The following is a 14,573-nucleotide window of genomic DNA, read 5'->3' as shown; positions in this document are numbered from 1 at the left end:
GTCGAAGCGTCAAGACAACATCAGGTCAAGTGCCCTCTTGACAACAGGCCAAAAGTGATTTCTAATAACGGAAATTGATTTCCGAAAAAGGGGGGAGTTTATGCGGCCTCTGGTTGGCGTTACCTGTGCGTGGAGCCTTGAGACATGGGGACATTTAAATCCTTGCAATAGCTATATTTATGTTGGAGAGCCCTACGTGAGAGCCCTGGAGGAGTGCGGTGCGTGTCCGGTGCTCCTTCCGCCCGTTTTTTCGGAAAACAACTTCCGAAAAATTGGCGCGGTGCTGCGAAAGAACCTTGACGGCCTTCTCTTCAGCGGAGGTGGCGATGCGCGTCGTCCTCCCGGCTCGCCTCTGCCGTCTCTCGAAGAGCAACAACCACGCCGCTACCTCTGGGAAAGAGAGCTCTTGCGCTACGCCAGGGAAGAAGGGTTGCCTTGTCTTGGTATTTGTCGCGGCTTTCAGATGATGGTGGAGAGTTTCGGCGGTTCCTTGCGCACCTCCCTCGTTTCTGGTCATTCCCAGAAGTGTCCGGGAATGGAGGGAAGTCATTCCATTCACCCTGTTGAGGAAAGCCTTTTTGCGCGGATTGTCGGTTCCGAGCCATGGTTCGTCAACAGCTTTCATTTGCAGGCGGTGGAAAGGATTCCCCAGGGATTCGTTCTTTCCTGTTCCGCTGAAGACGATGTCTGCGAGGGAATCGAGAGCACAGAAGGAGCCTTTTTTCTAGGTGTTCAATTTCATCCAGAGGAGTTGTTTCAGGGCAAGGACGCGAGGGCGGAGGCGCTCCTGCGCGCCTTTGTCGATGCTGCCAGAGCGGCGCAGAAGAGGAGGTGTTGAGAAAGGGATGATGACGAAAAAGGGCGATGGAGCGACGTGGACTTGTTAGGCATGGAAGAACTCTCCGATTGAGGAGAGAGGGGAGTGAACAGGCGGATCATGAAGAAAAAAAAGAGCGTGCGTATTCTGTGTCCGAACGGTCATCTCGGTTTTGCTCCCACGAAGGAAGAAAGCTTTTTTCTCGGGGTTGAAGCGCGTCCTGATTATTACTGCTGTGATTCGGGAAGCGACGATATCGGTCCAGCGGCGCTCGGCAGAGATGTCTCGGTAAGTCCCGTAGCATGGCAAAGGCATGATTTGGAGCTCATGTTCCTCGCATCGCGGAGACAAGGTGTTCCCATGATCATTGGCTCCGCCGGGGACACGGGAACACGGAGTCGTGTCGATCTCTACGTGAAGATGATCGCCGAAATGGCGGCGGAGCACGATGTGCCTCCCTTTCGCATTGCCTGGTTCTATTCGGACGTGGAAAAAGAGTTACTCCGAACCATGATGGAGCGGGGGGTGGTTGTCGAAGGGCTCGACGGACGGCCTCCGCTGTCGCTTGAGGAGCTGGAGAGGACAACGCGTATTGTGGCCGTTGCGGGGGTACACCCTTTTCGGAAGGCCCTCGAGGCGGGAGCGGATGTCATTATTGGAGGGCGCTCCAGCGATTGTGCGATTTTTGCTGCTGCGGCCCTGCACGAAGGATGTTCTCCGGATCTCGCCTATTATCTCGGAAAAGTGTTGGAATGCGCCTCCTTTTGTGCGGAGCCTTACGCAGGCAAAGAGTCCGTCCTTGGAACGATCATGGACGACGCGGTCTACGTTACGGCGATGCATCCCCAGCAGAGATGTACCGTGGCCTCCGTAGCGGGACACGCCATGTATGAGCGGGCCAATCCTTTTTTCGAGCACGTGGCGGGAGGCGTTTTGGACATGCGCACCTGCCGGTACGAACAAGTGGAGGAAAAGACGTGCAAAATAACCGGTTCCATCTTTCGTCCCGATGAAAAGGGCGTTCGGGTGAAACTTGAGGGAGCGGGCAAGGTCGGTGAGCGTTTCATCGGCATTGCTGGCATTCGGGATCCCTATTCCATCGCCCACGTGGACGACATGATTGCCTGGGCGCGACAGCAGGTCCGAGAGCGCTTACCTGAAGAAGCGTATCACCTGGAATACCATGTCTACGGCCGAGATGCGATCTTGAAAGATCTCGAGTCCTGTCTTGATGCAGTTCCTCATGAGGTGTGCGTCGTCGTCGAAGGAGTCGCCTCCGATGCGTCTCTTGCAGAGGAAGTGGCGCTTATCGGAACGCGGCAACTTTTTTACGCTCGTCTTCCCGAAGTCAAGGGAACGGCGGGTTCTGTGGCGTTTCTTTTTGACGAAGTCCTTCCTGCGCCGCCGGTCTATTCGTGGACGCTCAATCATGTTGTTCCTGTCGAGGATCCCCTTGAGCTGTTCCCGGTCTTTTCCGCTCAGGTGCGGAAAGGAGTTTTGGAAGGAGAGAAACGGCTATGAAGAAGCCCCTTGCCTCGATCGCCAAGACGGTTCGCAGCAAAAACGCAGGAGTCGATAAGATCACTTTCGACGTGATCTTTCCAGACGATCATGCGTATAAACATGTTTGCGCCACGGGTGTTTTGGAAAAGAAGCGCATCGCCGAACTCTTCCGTATTTGTGAGGAAAGGATCACGGATCATGTCTATTTCGATCCGGCGAAGGCTGTGAAATTCACCATTCGCCGGCTTGTGCCGAGCGGAGGTCTCGGAGAGACAGATCTCTTTGGATGTCAGCAATATGCGCCGCTGCTGCAGATTGAGGTTCCCTGGAAGGATGAAGTGGAGTGAGTGGACTCTCCGCCGAAGCGGTGGTTTCAGGAACACTCTTTTCTCACAGGAAATCGTGGTTCTTGGAGGTTTTCTCGTTCCTTTTTGATGCATCTTCCTGAAAAAAGGAGGTTATCGCATGCGTTTTCCGGAATGGATCAAGAATCCGCACGGATATTTTATTATTTCCCTGCTCATTCTTTTGGCTACCCTTGCCACATGGACCCTTCCCGCCGGAGAATATCAGCGCGTCAAAGATCCTCACAGCGGCAAAACCGTTGTTGATCCCGCTTCGTATGCGATTGTGGAATCACAACCGGTGAATCCCTTCAAGATGCTTCAGGCGATTCCCACGGGATTCCGCCAGAGCGCTGGCATCATCGCCTTCGTGTTTCTCATCGCTGGAGCAATTCAGATCATTCGCGCCACAGGGGCACTCGATGCGGGAATCATCGCCGCGGTAAAATTCATGCAGGGAAAGGATACGCCACTCCTGGTCTGTATTATGTTGGTTTTTGCTCTTTTGGGTGCCTTTTTCGGCTTTGCGGAGGAGACGATCCCCCTCATTCCTCTTGGTGTGGCCATGGCCCTCGCTCTCGGCTATGATCGCGTTGTGGGATTTCATCTCGTCCGCACCGCCGCGTGGGTCGGTTTTGCTGGTGCTATCATGAACCCCTTCACCATCGGTGTAGCCCAAAGCATCGCGGAAGTGCCCCTGTACTCTGGAATCGGATACCGCGTGGTCTGTTTCCTCGTGTTCTTCGTTATCGCCGCGTGGTTTATTCTCCGATACGCCAGATCCTGCAAGGGCGATCCTTCGAAGAGCATTCTTTGGGGATACAAAGAAGAAGAAGGGGAAATGGCCAAGTACGATCTGGATTATTCCATGCAGGAACTGACGCTGGTGCGTAAGCTCATCCTTCTTCTCCTTTTGAGCGGCATAGGCATACAGATATGGGGTGTCATCAAATATGAATGGTATACCACCGAAATTTCTGCCCTTTTTCTGGGTGTTGGGCTTCTCGCGGGAATTCTTGCGCGAATGAACCCAACGCAGCTTTTTCGAGAGTTCGTCAACGGTGCCAAGGGCGTTACATACGGTGCTCTGATCATCGGATTCGCTCGTGCCATCGTGGTCATTCTCGAAAACGGCAAGGTTTTGGACACCGTCGTGTACGGATTTGCCATGCCGCTCGCGCATGTGGGGAGCGTAGGTGCTGGGGTCGTCATGTTTCTCGTTCAATCGGGGATCAATTTCTTCATCGGTTCTGGAAGCGGACAAGCTGCGGCGACAATGCCCATCATGACTCCTCTTTCGGATCTCGTAGGAGTCACGCGCCAGACCGCTGTCTTGGCGTTTCAGTTCGGTGACGGCATCACAAACATGTTTTATCCCGCCATGATCTACTATCTTGCCTTTGCGGACATTCCTTATGACAGATGGGTTCGGCACATTGCCAAACTCACGCTTCTTTTGACTGTGGCTGGCGGTGTCCTTGTTGCCGTGGCCGCTTGGATAGGATATGGTCCTTTTTAGATACGTCCCGTCCTGACGGTTTCGAGTGTTGTCTTTTGATTTGACTCGGCGGGGAAGCGCACGTCGCCCCCGCTCTTTGTTGTGAGGAGGAGTGTGGCGATGGAGGAGCTCTCCGGTACGTTGCGAGAAATCTTTTCCCTGCTCTATTTTGAGGAAGGGGAGAAGACATCGACAGAGCTGGGGGAAGCGTTGCGCATGCGCGGCGTGAACGTCGATACGAGAACTGTCCGATATCACCTTACATCTCTCGAGAAAGAAGGGCTTCTCAAAAAAAACGGGCGCAAAGGCGCTCTTCTCACGCAAAAAGGAGTCGAAGTAGCCCGGCGCATTCTCCTTCAAGAACGGTTTGGTGCGCCCTCCCTCGAGGTGGAACGTCTCCTCTGCGAAGCTACGATCGATCCGACGCAAGGAAAAGGAAACGCCATCGTCAACATGGTTCTTCTTCCGGAAAAACACCTCTCTCAAGCGCTGGAGCTCCTCTCGCATCTCGCGGGCTCTTCCTTGATCATTTCGCCTCTTCTCGACATTCTCTCCTCCGGAACCCGCCTTTGGCATACGGAGGTTCCGTTTGGTTCGCGAGGACTGCTCTGTCTTTCATCACGAAACTACGACGTGCTGTTTCGTCGTGCCGGTATTTTCTGCGAAAGCAGCGCTACGGGACTTTTTCAAATCCGAGAAGGCGCTCCAGAGGGATTTGTAGAGCTTCTTTCCGCATCCGGAAGCACCTTGAGCCCAGGGGAGCTACTCATCCGGGGGCGGTACACCTCTGTCTATGAAGCGGCAACCCGAGGAACGGGATATGTGACTACGGGAATCAAAATCTTTCCGGCTTTCCTCTACAATCAGGCCCGTCATGTGGTGGACTTGCTCGAACGTATCGGCATTTCAGGAGTCGTCTCCATGGGAAGCACTTTGCCTTCGGAGTACGCTCCGGTTGTTTCAGCCCGCAACAGAGGAATTTGTCTCGTCCACGGAGGCGCGAACTATGTCGCACCCCTTGTGGAAAAGGGTTTGACGGAAGAGCTTTCCATCGCGAGCGGACTCTATCCGCTGGAAAACATGGCGCCTCCTGAAACGTTTTTGCGTCGATAACAGCTGCGGAAAGATTATTCCACAAGACACGACTAGGCGGCGCGTTTTGCCTCGAAGGAGCGGCCTGCGTGGGCTGGGCTGGTGGAGGGGAGTCGCAGCGTTGGGAGCGCCCTCAGCGGCTTTGGGAGACGAGGATGCACGTGGCGGCGGAAGGCGTTTTCCGCGGTGCTTCCGTTGAAATAGACGACGCGGATCTGCGGATGGGTGTTCCCGGACAGTGATATTGTCACCCTATAAGGGGACAGAGAAAATGTCCCCATGAGAAAGGATGACCTTTTCTTGAGCCAGAAGGAATCAAGGCGGGTATATGTTATGGAAGCTCTGAATAAAGACCTTTGGCTTTTCCTTGACTCGGGTCGCATCAGGCTCTGCGAGGCGCCCTGCGGGCTGACGTAGCCTTATTCAGAGATTTCGTTATAGAGCAGTTGCTTGAGAGGAAGATTACGGTCAGGCAAGCATCCGATGTCTTAAGGAATCTCTGAAAAACTCCGTGCGGATGTCGCCGTTTTTTCCTTGAGACCGTAAAATGAATCCCAAAGCCACCATGTTCCTCCGGTGCGACCTTCTTTCCAGGGGGCTGAGGTACGAGAAAGCGACAGAAAACTTTCGCGAGCGCCATTTCGTTCGAGAAAGACCGAAAACCCACCAAACGGGAACTCTTTCTCGCCGAAATGGAACAGAGAGCCCCTGCGAAAGAGCTTTGCGCTCGTCTCGAACCATTCTATCCGAAAGAGGGAAGGGGACGTCCTCCCATAGGGCTGGAGAGAATGCTCCGGATTCACTCTCTCAAACCGAAGCCATCTGCCGGGCCACGGAAAAGAGCATCCGCGCCCGCAATCTCTATACGGAGCAAACGGTCGCCGAACTGACCGCGATGCTCGCCGCCGAAGATGAGGTGCGCCGCGCCGTCCTGCGCTACAAGAGCCTCGGTTCCCTCCCTGACAACAAATTTGCCGCCCTCGAAGGCCTCAAGAAACTTCAATCCGACATCCAGGAGACCACGAGCCGCCTGCACCGGGAACAGACGCTGCTTTTCCGGAAAACGGCCAAAACATCCTTCCGCCAAGGCGTCTACCGCGGCATCGACGAATTCGCCGCGGCCCAGCTTCCCTTTTACCGTGACTTGACCCCGGAGGGTATCGACAAACTCGCCACCCGAGTGTTCACCCTGGTGGACACCGATGCCATCGATTTCATGACGAACTACAACCTGGTCCTGGCCAGCGACGTCAACCGCGAGCTGGTCGACGGCATCAAGCGTGTCGTGATGGGCGGCGTCGCCACCGGCAAGGGCGTCGAGGACATCGTCCGCGACCTCGGGCGAGTGGTGAAAGACCCGGAGTCCTTCCGCTACGCCGGTTCCAAGGTGTTCACCAAGGCCCAGTACCGCATGGAGGTGATCGCCCGCACGGAGGTCCTGCGCGCCCATAACCAGGGGTGACTCAAGTTCCACGACCACGTCGGAGTCCGGAAGCTCGAATGGATGACCATGGAGGACGAGCGGGTCTGCCCGGTCTGCGGGCCGCTGGACGGCAAGGTCTTCGACACGAACCGCTTTCCCCAGCAACCGGCCCATCCCAACTGTCGCTGCACGAGTGTGGTCGCATGGCCCCTGGTGATCTGCGGAGGAGAGCTGGGGGCCAAAGCCGCGGCTGAACCCGCCGCGTGCATCATCCCGCCCCAGACCATCGAAGAGCAGGCGAAGGCCAAGGCGACGGAAGACGCGAAGCTCAAGGCAGCCTTCGAAGGCGGACAGATCGCCGACCTGAACACTCTGAGTGTGAAGCAACTCCAGATCCTGGCCAAGCAGAACGGCGTCTCCATCGCCCGGACCAAAGCCGACTTCATCCATCTGCTCGACGCGGCGGAGCCGGGCGTGGACCACTCCAGACTCGCCGGAGCCGCGCTCGACGCCAAGCTCAAGGAACACAAGATCGGCCTGCTCCGCACCAAGGACGACCTGGTTCAACTTCTCGCCCAGAAGCAGGCATCCCTCAAGCATGCGCAGCAACTGGCGGACCAGCTCAAGAGGATTCCGCCGAGCGGCGGACTGCATAACCTCACCGTGGTCGAACTCCAAGAGATGGCCAAGGCCAAGGGAGTCTCCCTCAACATGACCACGCAGGACATCATCGACCTGCTCGACGAGTTGGAACCCGGCGTCGATCACAAAACGCTCCAAGGCGCGGCCCTGATCGACGCCAAGAAGAAGCACCACATCGGCCCGCTCAAAAACAAGCAGCAGCTTGTCAAGGCGCTGGGAAAGGCGGCCGGTGAGGTGGGGTCGGTCGTCAATAGCGGACACCAAAATATGTAAGCAGCCTACTGCTCTTTGAAAAATTGTTTCTCATAGGCGGCAGGGGAGAGATAACCAAGTCTCTTCTGCCGTCGCTGCCGATTGTAAAAGATTTCGATGTACGTCGTGATCTGCCGTATAGCTTCCTGCCGGGTTTCGTAACGGCAATGATGAACGAGTTCGTTTTTCAGCACACCCCAGAAACTCTCAATGGGCGCGTTGTCATAGCAGTTCCCACGGCGGCTCATCGATGCCCGCATTTTGAACTGGTCAAGGAGTTTTCGGTAGCCCGCGGCGCAGTACTGACTGCCACGGTCGGAATGATGAATCAAACCAGCCGCAGGCCTCTTGGCAGCGACAGCGCGAAACAGGGACTGGGTGACCAGATTCTTTGTCATGCGTTCTCCCATGGCGTAGCCCACAATCTCTCCGGTAAAAAGATCCTTGTGACCGGCAAGATATAACCAGCCCTCGGCTGTGGGGATGTAAGTGATATCCGTTACCCAGACTTGATTCGGGGCCTCCGTGACAAAGTTTTGTTCTAAAAGATTTGTGGCAACCGGCAGCTTGTGGTTTGCGTTTGTGGTTGCCTTGAACTTTTTGACCTGTTTGCAGCGAAGCCCCAGTTTCCTGCGAATCCGTTTGATCCGGTGAACTCCAATGTGAACGCCGTGGCAGGCAAGCTCTTTCTGCAGACGTTCCGGACCGTAGGTTTCTTCCGTTCTTTTATGAGCCGCTATGATTTCGAGTTCGAGCCGTTTTTCCTCTTGATTCCGGAGAGAATCCGGTCGTTTCAGCCAGGCGTAGTAGCCACTGGTTGAAACCTCCAGAACCCGACATAGCCGAGGAACCGGATACTTCGATCGAAACCGCCTGATTACCGCGTACCGGACAGCGACTCCCGGGCAAAGTACGCGGCGGCTTTTTTTAAGATATCGCGCTCCTGTTTTACTTGAGCAAGCTCTCGTTTGACGCGCTCAAGCTCCTCCTCAACCTGAGTGAGAGGCCGCCGCTCGCCGCCAATATCGGAAAGTTTTCCGGCCTTGTACGCTCTCACCCAGTTTTCCAGGGTCGACTTGGGCAGGGAGAGTTGACGCGATGCTTCATATGCTGTCAAGCCGCCTTCAATGATCATGTTGACGGCTTCATGCCGAAATTCTTTCGAATAGCGACCGTTCGTTGCGTTCTTTGCCATTCAGACACCTCCGTTTTGGTTGGATAGTAACTTTGGTGTCCGATATTTTCAACGTACCTCAAGGAACTGGCGGAAAAGGCCAAGTAAGGAAGCTCTCGAAGCAGCCGAGAAGTAAAAAGTGAAGGCACGTTACATTTGCTTAACTTGCGAGGCGCCTGTATGAAAAGTGTACGTCCGTAGGACCAGGCTTCAGGGCGCCGAATCAAGTTGAAGCGGTTGTTCTATGGATCTGTACCGTATATTACATCAGTCTTCAACGCCATATTCTTCGTATTGTTCTAATACCATATCATTCATGTATTGCAGTTGCCTCTCTTTTGACAATTCAAGAACAGAATCATAGGAAATAAAAGAACATCTTTCAGACAATGGTTTACCATCAAGTAATGAAAAAACCGGACGTGTAATTTCTTGAAAAACTTTCTCTTTCCTTTCCTCTGGAGCTACTATATGTGCTTTGATATCTAGATTTGGTTGTAATGCCATTAAGTCTGCCATTCTAAGGATCCCCGAATAAATTGAAGTCGTATGTTCAACTTCAAAAGCCCTTACAATTGATCTTCCCTTTAGCCATAATACGTCAATATTTTCAATTGTCTTTAGTGTTGTATCATCGTAGTTTAATGGTAGTTCATCTATTATGTTGAGATCGAAGTTTTTTAAGTAACCTCTGATTTTTTGGATGTCACTCTTTGGAACCCATATTTTAAAATTCATCATCGTTCCAATTCTAGCAATCTCTGCTTGTATTTTTATTGATTCTCTTATCTCCGTCGTAAAGGGAGTGTGTGCCTCTTTATAAGATTCTTCGTCATCCTCAGGGACTGAGACATTTATAATGCTTTCGTTTGATTTTACTCTATGCTGTTTCTGTTTTAGCTTTTTTTCTTCTTTTTCATCAAGTTTGTATATCCTCTTTATCTTTTCTTGTTCTTTCAAAACCGATTCAATTATCTTCCCATCTTCTTCATCAATTTCTCTTAGGCTTGAGCGAACCATTGCAGTCCATGATCGTTTTTTAGTAAAAGATAATTTATCCCAAAGTTTTTCATCAAAAATTGGAACGGAATGATTGATATCCAGTAAGACAATTGGCTTTATCTTAAACCTAACAACATATGGATCATCTGAATCCACAAATATCGGTTTATCATCAATGAAATAATTCTCTATTACTTCAAAAAGTGCAAAAAAACGTGAAATCCTGGTCATATAACAAACAAGGATGTCTCCTTTTTTTATATGCTTAGCTGCATTCTCCTGCTTCTTTCTAAAACCGGAGATGTCTTTTGATGATTCTAGAAACTTTTGAAATGTTTCAGGTGAAAACAAGCTGATATAATAACGCATGAAATCCCTCCAATTCTGAGGTAATGCTCATGGAATCTCTGAAAAACTCGCGGATGTCGCCGTTTTTCCCTTGAGACCGTAAAATGAATCCCAAAGCCACCATGTTCCCTCCGGTGCGACCTTCTTTCCAGGGGGCTGAGGTACGAGAAAGCGACAGAAAACTTTCGCGAGCGCCATTTCGTTCGAGAAAGACCGAAAACCCACAAAACGGGAACTCTTTCTCGCCGAAATGGAACAGAGAGTCCCTTGGAAAGAGCTTTGCGCTCTTCTCGAACCCTTCTATCCGAAAGAGGGAAAGGGACGTCCTCCCATAGGGCTGGAAAATGCTTGCGGCTCCACTTTCTCCAGAACGAGTTCGGGCCTTGAGCGACAGGGGTGTGGAAGAAGCCCTCGTGTGACGTGGAGTCCATGCGGCGCTTCGCCCGTATCGATCTTGCGCAACGAACCCGTTCCGGACGCACGATTTGCACGTTCCGCCATCTTCTGGAAACCCACAAGCTCGCAAGAGTCCCTTCGAGGCGGGAAATCTTTCTCTCGCCTCCCGGGGCTTAAAACTCTCCGAGGGAACCGACGCGCCCGCCACAATCATCCACGCTCCCTCGCAGGCGAAAACCCTGGAGAAGAAACACGATCCGGAGATGCACTCCACGAAGAAGGGCAACCAGTGCTACTTCGGTATGAAAGTCCATGTCGGCGTGGACAAGGAAAGCAAACAGGTCCGCGAGCCTCGTCACCAAGGGGCGAACGTGCACGACTCCACCCGAATCGGTGAACTCCTGCATGGATCGGCCTACATGGGCAAAACCGAAGAGATCCGGACGAAAGCCCCGCGCGCCGTGGATTATACCCAAAAGAGAGCCACGAAGCACAAAAAACTCACCGAAGAAGAGAAAGAGAAAAACCGTCTTCTTTCAAAAGTCCGTTCGCGGGTTGAACAGGTCTTCTCCGTCGTCACAGGCGTCTTCGGATTTTCCAAGGTGCACGTGTAGGGTCTTGCCAAAAATACCAGATGTCGTGTACGTGCTCTTCGCTCTGTGCAATCTCTACATGGCGAGAGGTTTTCTCCTGTCCACAGGGGGGTTAAAAAGGGTCGGAAGACGGAGATAATTCCTCCTCTCTGCTACCAGAGGTGCGGGAAATGTGGTCTTTGCGGGGCATTTCCTCTTTTCCTCCCGCTGTGAACATTTTGCGAGAAGCTTGTTCAGGGTTTCCTAAAAAGTGAAGGCACGTTACGGTTGGGTTCAGCGGCGGCGGATCGCCGTCCGCTGCAACCGGTTGTTGTTAGGCAGACGTCATTGTATTCGGTCGCGCTTCTCCATGTTGTGGCGAGCGCAAAGCAACTGAATATTTTGAGCTACCAGGGATGTGCCTCCTTTCGAGTAGGGAACGATGTGATCAAAGTGAAGCTCATCGGTTGCCCCACAGACGACGCATCGTCCACCGTCCCGCTTCCAGACCTCCAGCTTGACATGTGTGGGAATAACACGCCGGCGTGCTGCCTCGGATCGAGCCGGCACATTCAGGTCCTCCTCATCCTCCACCGCTACGAGCTTGAATTTGAACACTTGGCGTCCATTACTGACCTGTCGCCACGCATCAACAAGATGGAAGATACCATTGTAAGACCAGATGCCCTGTCGCAGCTTCTCATACACCCGAACGCGTTCCGGCGGACGCTGACCAGCTTTCGCTTCCTGTGCCGCACGGTAGAACAGGCCATTCTGGGTGAGTGTGTTAGTATGGCTACGCTCAGGCTGGTCAACTCGCTTCGGGTCAGGTACACGAGTACTCCGAGGTTCATCATGGCCCTCGTAAATCAGGACTGTGCCCCCGTCCTGGACCTCATCTTCGTAAGGGGCGTTGGGTCGGAGCGACATTAATATCACCGAATGATTGCCACCGAGGCCGAAGTTCATCCCGCGCTGCAGGGTGACACCTTCACGGCGGCACATTTCAAGGTAAGATATGATTTCGTTAGCCATGAGCCTGATTCTTCCTGCCTAACAATGTTTATATGGTTTCTTCATAGCACCTTTGGGTCGCGACATCGCGGTATAACACCCCGCCTGCAATTCTCTCGTAACACCTGCATTTGCAGAAGATTAGGCCATGTTCTGCACTGAACACGGGGGGATATATGGCTTTTATATAAGACACCTTCGCTCCTCCTCTACAAATCGTCCACCGGACTTTTAACGCCCTTGCCGCCCCGGTTCAGGACATGGGTGTAAATCATCGTAGTCTTGACGTCCTTGTGACCGAGAAGTTCCTGAACTGTCCTGATGTCGTAGCCCGATTCCAGGAGTTGCGTGGCGAAGGAATGACGGAATGTGTGGCAGGTGGCCCGTTTGGCCAAGCCGACCCTTTTCACCGCGCCGTTGACCGCCTTCTGGATGATCGATTCGTGAACGTGATGGCGTCCCTCTTCGCCCGTCTTTGGGTTTTTCCAGCGGTTCTCCTGCGGAAAGATCCATTGCCAGCGCCACTCCTTGGGAGCGTTGGGGGTATTTACGGTCGAGGGCGTCTGGCAGGTGAACGCGACCCCAACCGTCGGCCAGGTCGCGCTCGTGGATTGCCTTGACGGTTTTGAGGTGCTGTTGCAGCTGGGCTTTGAGCGACTCGGGCAGCATAGTGATACGGTCTTTCGCCCCCTTGCCGTCGCGGACGAGGATTTCGTTTCTGGAGAAATCGATGTCCTGCACGCGCAGACGCAAACATTCCATCAGTCGCAGTCCCGCGCCGTACATCAGCGAGGCCATGAGCCACTTATCGCCGGTCAGGTTCGTCAGCACGGCTTTCACTTCATCGCGGGTCATGACCACAGGCAGGCGTTTGGGTTTGCGGGCGCGGATGACTTCGCCCAGGTCGCCCACTTCACGACCGAGGACGTGACGATAAAGGAAAAGCAGCGCGGAAAGCGCCTGGTTCTGAGTGGAGGCGCTTACCTTTTCCTTCGTAGCCAGATGCGTCAGGAAGGCGTTGATTTCCGGTTCGGCCATTTCGGCGGGGTGGCGGATGTTGTGAAAGTGGATGTAGCGTCTGACCCAATGGCAATAGGTCTGCTCCGTACGCGGACTGTAATGGCGCGACCTCAAGGATTCGCGCAACTGGTCAAGCAGCTTGGGTCGGCGGGCGCAACCAACCTGCCTATCCCCAAGGGATGGAAGGGATTCATTCCCTCTCACTGGAGAATCCGTGAGGCTTGCGTGAACACCTGAAGCCATCATCTGCGCTCCTCTCGGGAAGCCAGTTTGCCGGACTTGAGCCACCTATCGAGTTCCTTCGCATCGAACCGCCCTTGCCGCCCGACCTTGTGCGTCGGCAGTTTGCCTTCTTGGGCCAGCTTATAGATACCCATTTTCAGGTATTCCGCCGCTTTAATGACTGTCAGCCACTTGGTCTGCATCATTCACCCTTTCAAGCATGTCCACTCGTCCATCAAGTAACATACTGCAAGCAGGGTGGCTTGGTCAAACCCCAATTTTGGTTTTTACAGCCCCCGAGGTGATTCCCCCTCCGACACTTTTCGACGGTCTCCGGTAGGTATCCAAGCGACAGGGCTCTCTGCCTGATTTCGGGGTTCACCCCGGGCACGGGCCGACCGCCCACCGGCATCAACCGGGTTTGTCGCGACATGACCGGAGAACCGAATGGAGCTTTTCCCAACCGAGTGACCGGCTGGCGTTCCTCCTCGAAACGGATGCCGCCCTTGACCTGGACTTCGAGGCGCTCGAGGCCCAGGGCGAGGCGGCTGCCGAGGAGCCGTCGCCGGAACAGCGGCCGAAATACATCACCAACTACATTGGCTCGAAGCAGAAGCTTGTCGACTGGATATGGAAACACACGCCGGAGGGGGTGGAATCCGCCGCAGACGGCCGCCAAACACCATGAAAACCTTTTTGCGCAACGTGATGCACACAACTTTTTTGCGTCGATAACAGCTGCGGAAAGATTATTCCACAAGACACGACCAGGCGGCGCGTTTTGCCTCGAAGGAGCGGCCCGCGTGGGCCGGGCTGGTGGAGGGGAGCCTCAGCGTTGGGAGCGCCCTCAGCGGCTCTGGGAGACGAGGACGCACGTGGCGGCGGAAGGCGTTTTCCGCGGTGCTTCCGTTGAAATAGAGGACGCGGATCTGCGGATGGGCCGCGAAGAAGGTGCCGAAGTCGTTGGGAACGATGGAGGATGCCACGATGTCCGCATCGAGGCTTCCCGGCCGTTCGCAGCAGGCGAGGACGTCCCAGAGGGCGATGCGGGCTCGGTGAAGGGCCTCGCAACGCTCGGCGTAGGGCGCGCCGGGATCGAAACCGAGCAGAGCTCCGAGAATCGGCCAGAAGGCGTTGCGCGGATGGCCGTAATACTCGCCCTTCGCCAGGGATGTCTCGCTGGGCATGCTGCCCAGGACAAGACGGGTCGCGTCGCTCCGGGCGATGGGAGGAAAGCCTCGAAGAAGCGTCATG

At 54.1% G+C, this 14,573-nt stretch carries 14 protein-coding genes and 4 pseudogenes; 11 read left to right on the top strand and 7 right to left on the bottom strand.

Translation table 11 applies throughout. The annotated features are described in order from the left end of the window. Nucleotides 1-166: 166 nt before the first annotated feature. The 9 genes and pseudogenes from K349_RS0102035 to K349_RS19425 all read left to right on the top strand — a co-directional run. Nucleotides 167-838, top strand: a pseudogene (locus K349_RS0102035) (gamma-glutamyl-gamma-aminobutyrate hydrolase family protein); the annotation flags it as partial. Nucleotides 839-922: 84 nt separating this feature from the next. Further along, nucleotides 923-2,338, top strand: coding sequence for an acyclic terpene utilization AtuA family protein (locus K349_RS0102030; protein ID WP_026368224.1), 1,416 nt, complete (start codon nt 923-925; stop codon nt 2,336-2,338). Then, complete coding sequence (locus K349_RS0102025; protein ID WP_026368223.1) at nt 2,335-2,667, top strand: DUF4387 domain-containing protein; 333 nt, start codon at nt 2,335-2,337, stop codon at nt 2,665-2,667. The genes K349_RS0102030 and K349_RS0102025 overlap by 4 nt, the downstream gene beginning before the upstream one ends. A gap of 118 nt (nt 2,668-2,785) precedes the next feature. Beyond that, entirely contained in the window at nt 2,786-4,183 is a 1,398-nt protein-coding gene (locus K349_RS0102020; protein ID WP_026368222.1) for a YfcC family protein, read from the top strand. A gap of 99 nt (nt 4,184-4,282) precedes the next feature. Next, nucleotides 4,283-5,275, top strand: coding sequence for an NrpR regulatory domain-containing protein (locus K349_RS0102015; protein WP_026368221.1), 993 nt, complete (start codon nt 4,283-4,285; stop codon nt 5,273-5,275). Nucleotides 5,276-5,343: 68 nt separating this feature from the next. Continuing rightward, nucleotides 5,344-5,496 (top strand): hypothetical protein, encoded by a 153-nt coding sequence (locus K349_RS19000; RefSeq protein WP_157367247.1) that lies wholly within the window; start codon nt 5,344-5,346, stop codon nt 5,494-5,496. Between the two features lie 396 nt (nt 5,497-5,892). Further along, a pseudogene (locus K349_RS19565) lies at nt 5,893-6,066 on the top strand (transposase); the annotation flags it as partial. Between the two features lie 83 nt (nt 6,067-6,149). Next, entirely contained in the window at nt 6,150-6,716 is a 567-nt protein-coding gene (locus K349_RS19430) for a hypothetical protein (RefSeq protein WP_211240313.1), read from the top strand. A gap of 30 nt (nt 6,717-6,746) precedes the next feature. After that, nucleotides 6,747-7,592: pseudogene (locus K349_RS19425) on the top strand (phage minor head protein); the annotation flags it as partial. Nucleotides 7,593-7,597: 5 nt separating this feature from the next. On the opposite strand, the gene K349_RS18430 reads toward K349_RS19425, so the two are convergent. Both K349_RS18430 and K349_RS0101985 read right to left on the bottom strand, forming a co-directional pair. Beyond that, nucleotides 7,598-8,766 (bottom strand): IS3 family transposase gene (locus K349_RS18430; RefSeq protein ID WP_476726740.1). Its coding sequence is split into 2 segments (ribosomal slippage): nt 7,598-8,493 and nt 8,493-8,766, totalling 1,170 coding nucleotides; the frame shifts between segments, so codons are not numbered across the junction. A 246-nt stretch (nt 8,767-9,012) separates the two neighbouring features. Further along, nucleotides 9,013-10,116 (bottom strand): EVE domain-containing protein, encoded by a 1,104-nt coding sequence (locus K349_RS0101985; protein ID WP_026368220.1) that lies wholly within the window; start codon nt 10,114-10,116, stop codon nt 9,013-9,015. Nucleotides 10,117-10,580: 464 nt separating this feature from the next. Between K349_RS0101985 and K349_RS17660 the strand changes: the two genes are divergently transcribed. Beyond that, nucleotides 10,581-11,105 (top strand): IS5/IS1182 family transposase, encoded by a 525-nt coding sequence (locus tag K349_RS17660; protein ID WP_051464168.1) that lies wholly within the window; start codon nt 10,581-10,583, stop codon nt 11,103-11,105. A gap of 303 nt (nt 11,106-11,408) precedes the next feature. Here the strand turns inward: K349_RS17660 and K349_RS0101970 are convergent, their stop codons facing one another. The 4 genes and pseudogenes from K349_RS0101970 to K349_RS0101955 form a co-directional block, all read right to left on the bottom strand. Beyond that, nucleotides 11,409-12,098 carry an HNH endonuclease gene (locus tag K349_RS0101970; protein ID WP_026368219.1) on the bottom strand — a complete coding sequence of 230 codons (690 nt, stop codon included), beginning with the start codon at nt 12,096-12,098 and terminating at the stop codon, nt 11,409-11,411. A gap of 188 nt (nt 12,099-12,286) precedes the next feature. After that, nucleotides 12,287-12,586 (bottom strand): tyrosine-type recombinase/integrase, encoded by a 300-nt coding sequence (locus K349_RS20210; protein WP_476726743.1) that lies wholly within the window; start codon nt 12,584-12,586, stop codon nt 12,287-12,289. 31 nt (nt 12,587-12,617) lie between these two features. Then, nucleotides 12,618-13,340, bottom strand: a pseudogene (locus tag K349_RS16075) (integron integrase); the annotation flags it as partial. After that, a complete protein-coding gene (locus tag K349_RS0101955; protein ID WP_026368216.1) occupies nt 13,340-13,525 on the bottom strand; it encodes a helix-turn-helix domain-containing protein in 186 nt (61 codons plus the stop codon). The gene K349_RS0101955 and the pseudogene K349_RS16075, both read right to left, overlap by 1 nt. A 215-nt stretch (nt 13,526-13,740) precedes the next feature. Between K349_RS0101955 and K349_RS0101950 the strand changes: the two genes are divergently transcribed. Then, on the top strand, nt 13,741-14,007 hold the full coding sequence (locus K349_RS0101950; RefSeq protein WP_026368215.1) for a hypothetical protein: 267 nt from the start codon (nt 13,741-13,743) through the stop codon (nt 14,005-14,007). A 61-nt stretch (nt 14,008-14,068) separates the two neighbouring features. On the opposite strand, the gene K349_RS0101945 is transcribed toward K349_RS0101950, so the two are convergent. Then, on the bottom strand, nt 14,069-14,572 hold the full coding sequence (locus tag K349_RS0101945; RefSeq protein WP_026368214.1) for a DNA-deoxyinosine glycosylase: 504 nt from the start codon (nt 14,570-14,572) through the stop codon (nt 14,069-14,071). Nucleotide 14,573: the final 1 nt, after the last annotated feature.

Origin of the sequence: Aminiphilus circumscriptus DSM 16581 (assembly GCF_000526375.1) — a bacterium.
Taxonomy (GTDB): Bacteria; Synergistota; Synergistia; order Synergistales; family Aminiphilaceae; genus Aminiphilus; species Aminiphilus circumscriptus.
This window is presented reverse-complemented; position numbering and strand designations above follow the sequence as displayed.

What these genes read in the sequence shown, in the direction of transcription:
- K349_RS0102025 (WP_026368223.1), top strand. Translation starts at nt 2,335, where the DNA reads ATGAAGAAGCCCCTTGCCTCGATCGCCAAGACGGTTCGCAGCAAAAAC.
- K349_RS0101955 (WP_026368216.1), bottom strand. Translation starts at nt 13,525, where the DNA reads ATGATGCAGACCAAGTGGCTGACAGTCATTAAAGCGGCGGAATACCTG.
- K349_RS0101985 (WP_026368220.1), bottom strand. Translation starts at nt 10,116, where the DNA reads ATGCGTTATTATATCAGCTTGTTTTCACCTGAAACATTTCAAAAGTTT.
- K349_RS0102015 (WP_026368221.1), top strand. Translation starts at nt 4,283, where the DNA reads ATGGAGGAGCTCTCCGGTACGTTGCGAGAAATCTTTTCCCTGCTCTAT.
- K349_RS0101970 (WP_026368219.1), bottom strand. Translation starts at nt 12,098, where the DNA reads ATGGCTAACGAAATCATATCTTACCTTGAAATGTGCCGCCGTGAAGGT.
- K349_RS0101945 (WP_026368214.1), bottom strand. Translation starts at nt 14,572, where the DNA reads ATGACGCTTCTTCGAGGCTTTCCTCCCATCGCCCGGAGCGACGCGACC.
- K349_RS0102020 (WP_026368222.1), top strand. Translation starts at nt 2,786, where the DNA reads ATGCGTTTTCCGGAATGGATCAAGAATCCGCACGGATATTTTATTATT.
- K349_RS19430 (WP_211240313.1), top strand. Translation starts at nt 6,150, where the DNA reads ATGCTCGCCGCCGAAGATGAGGTGCGCCGCGCCGTCCTGCGCTACAAG.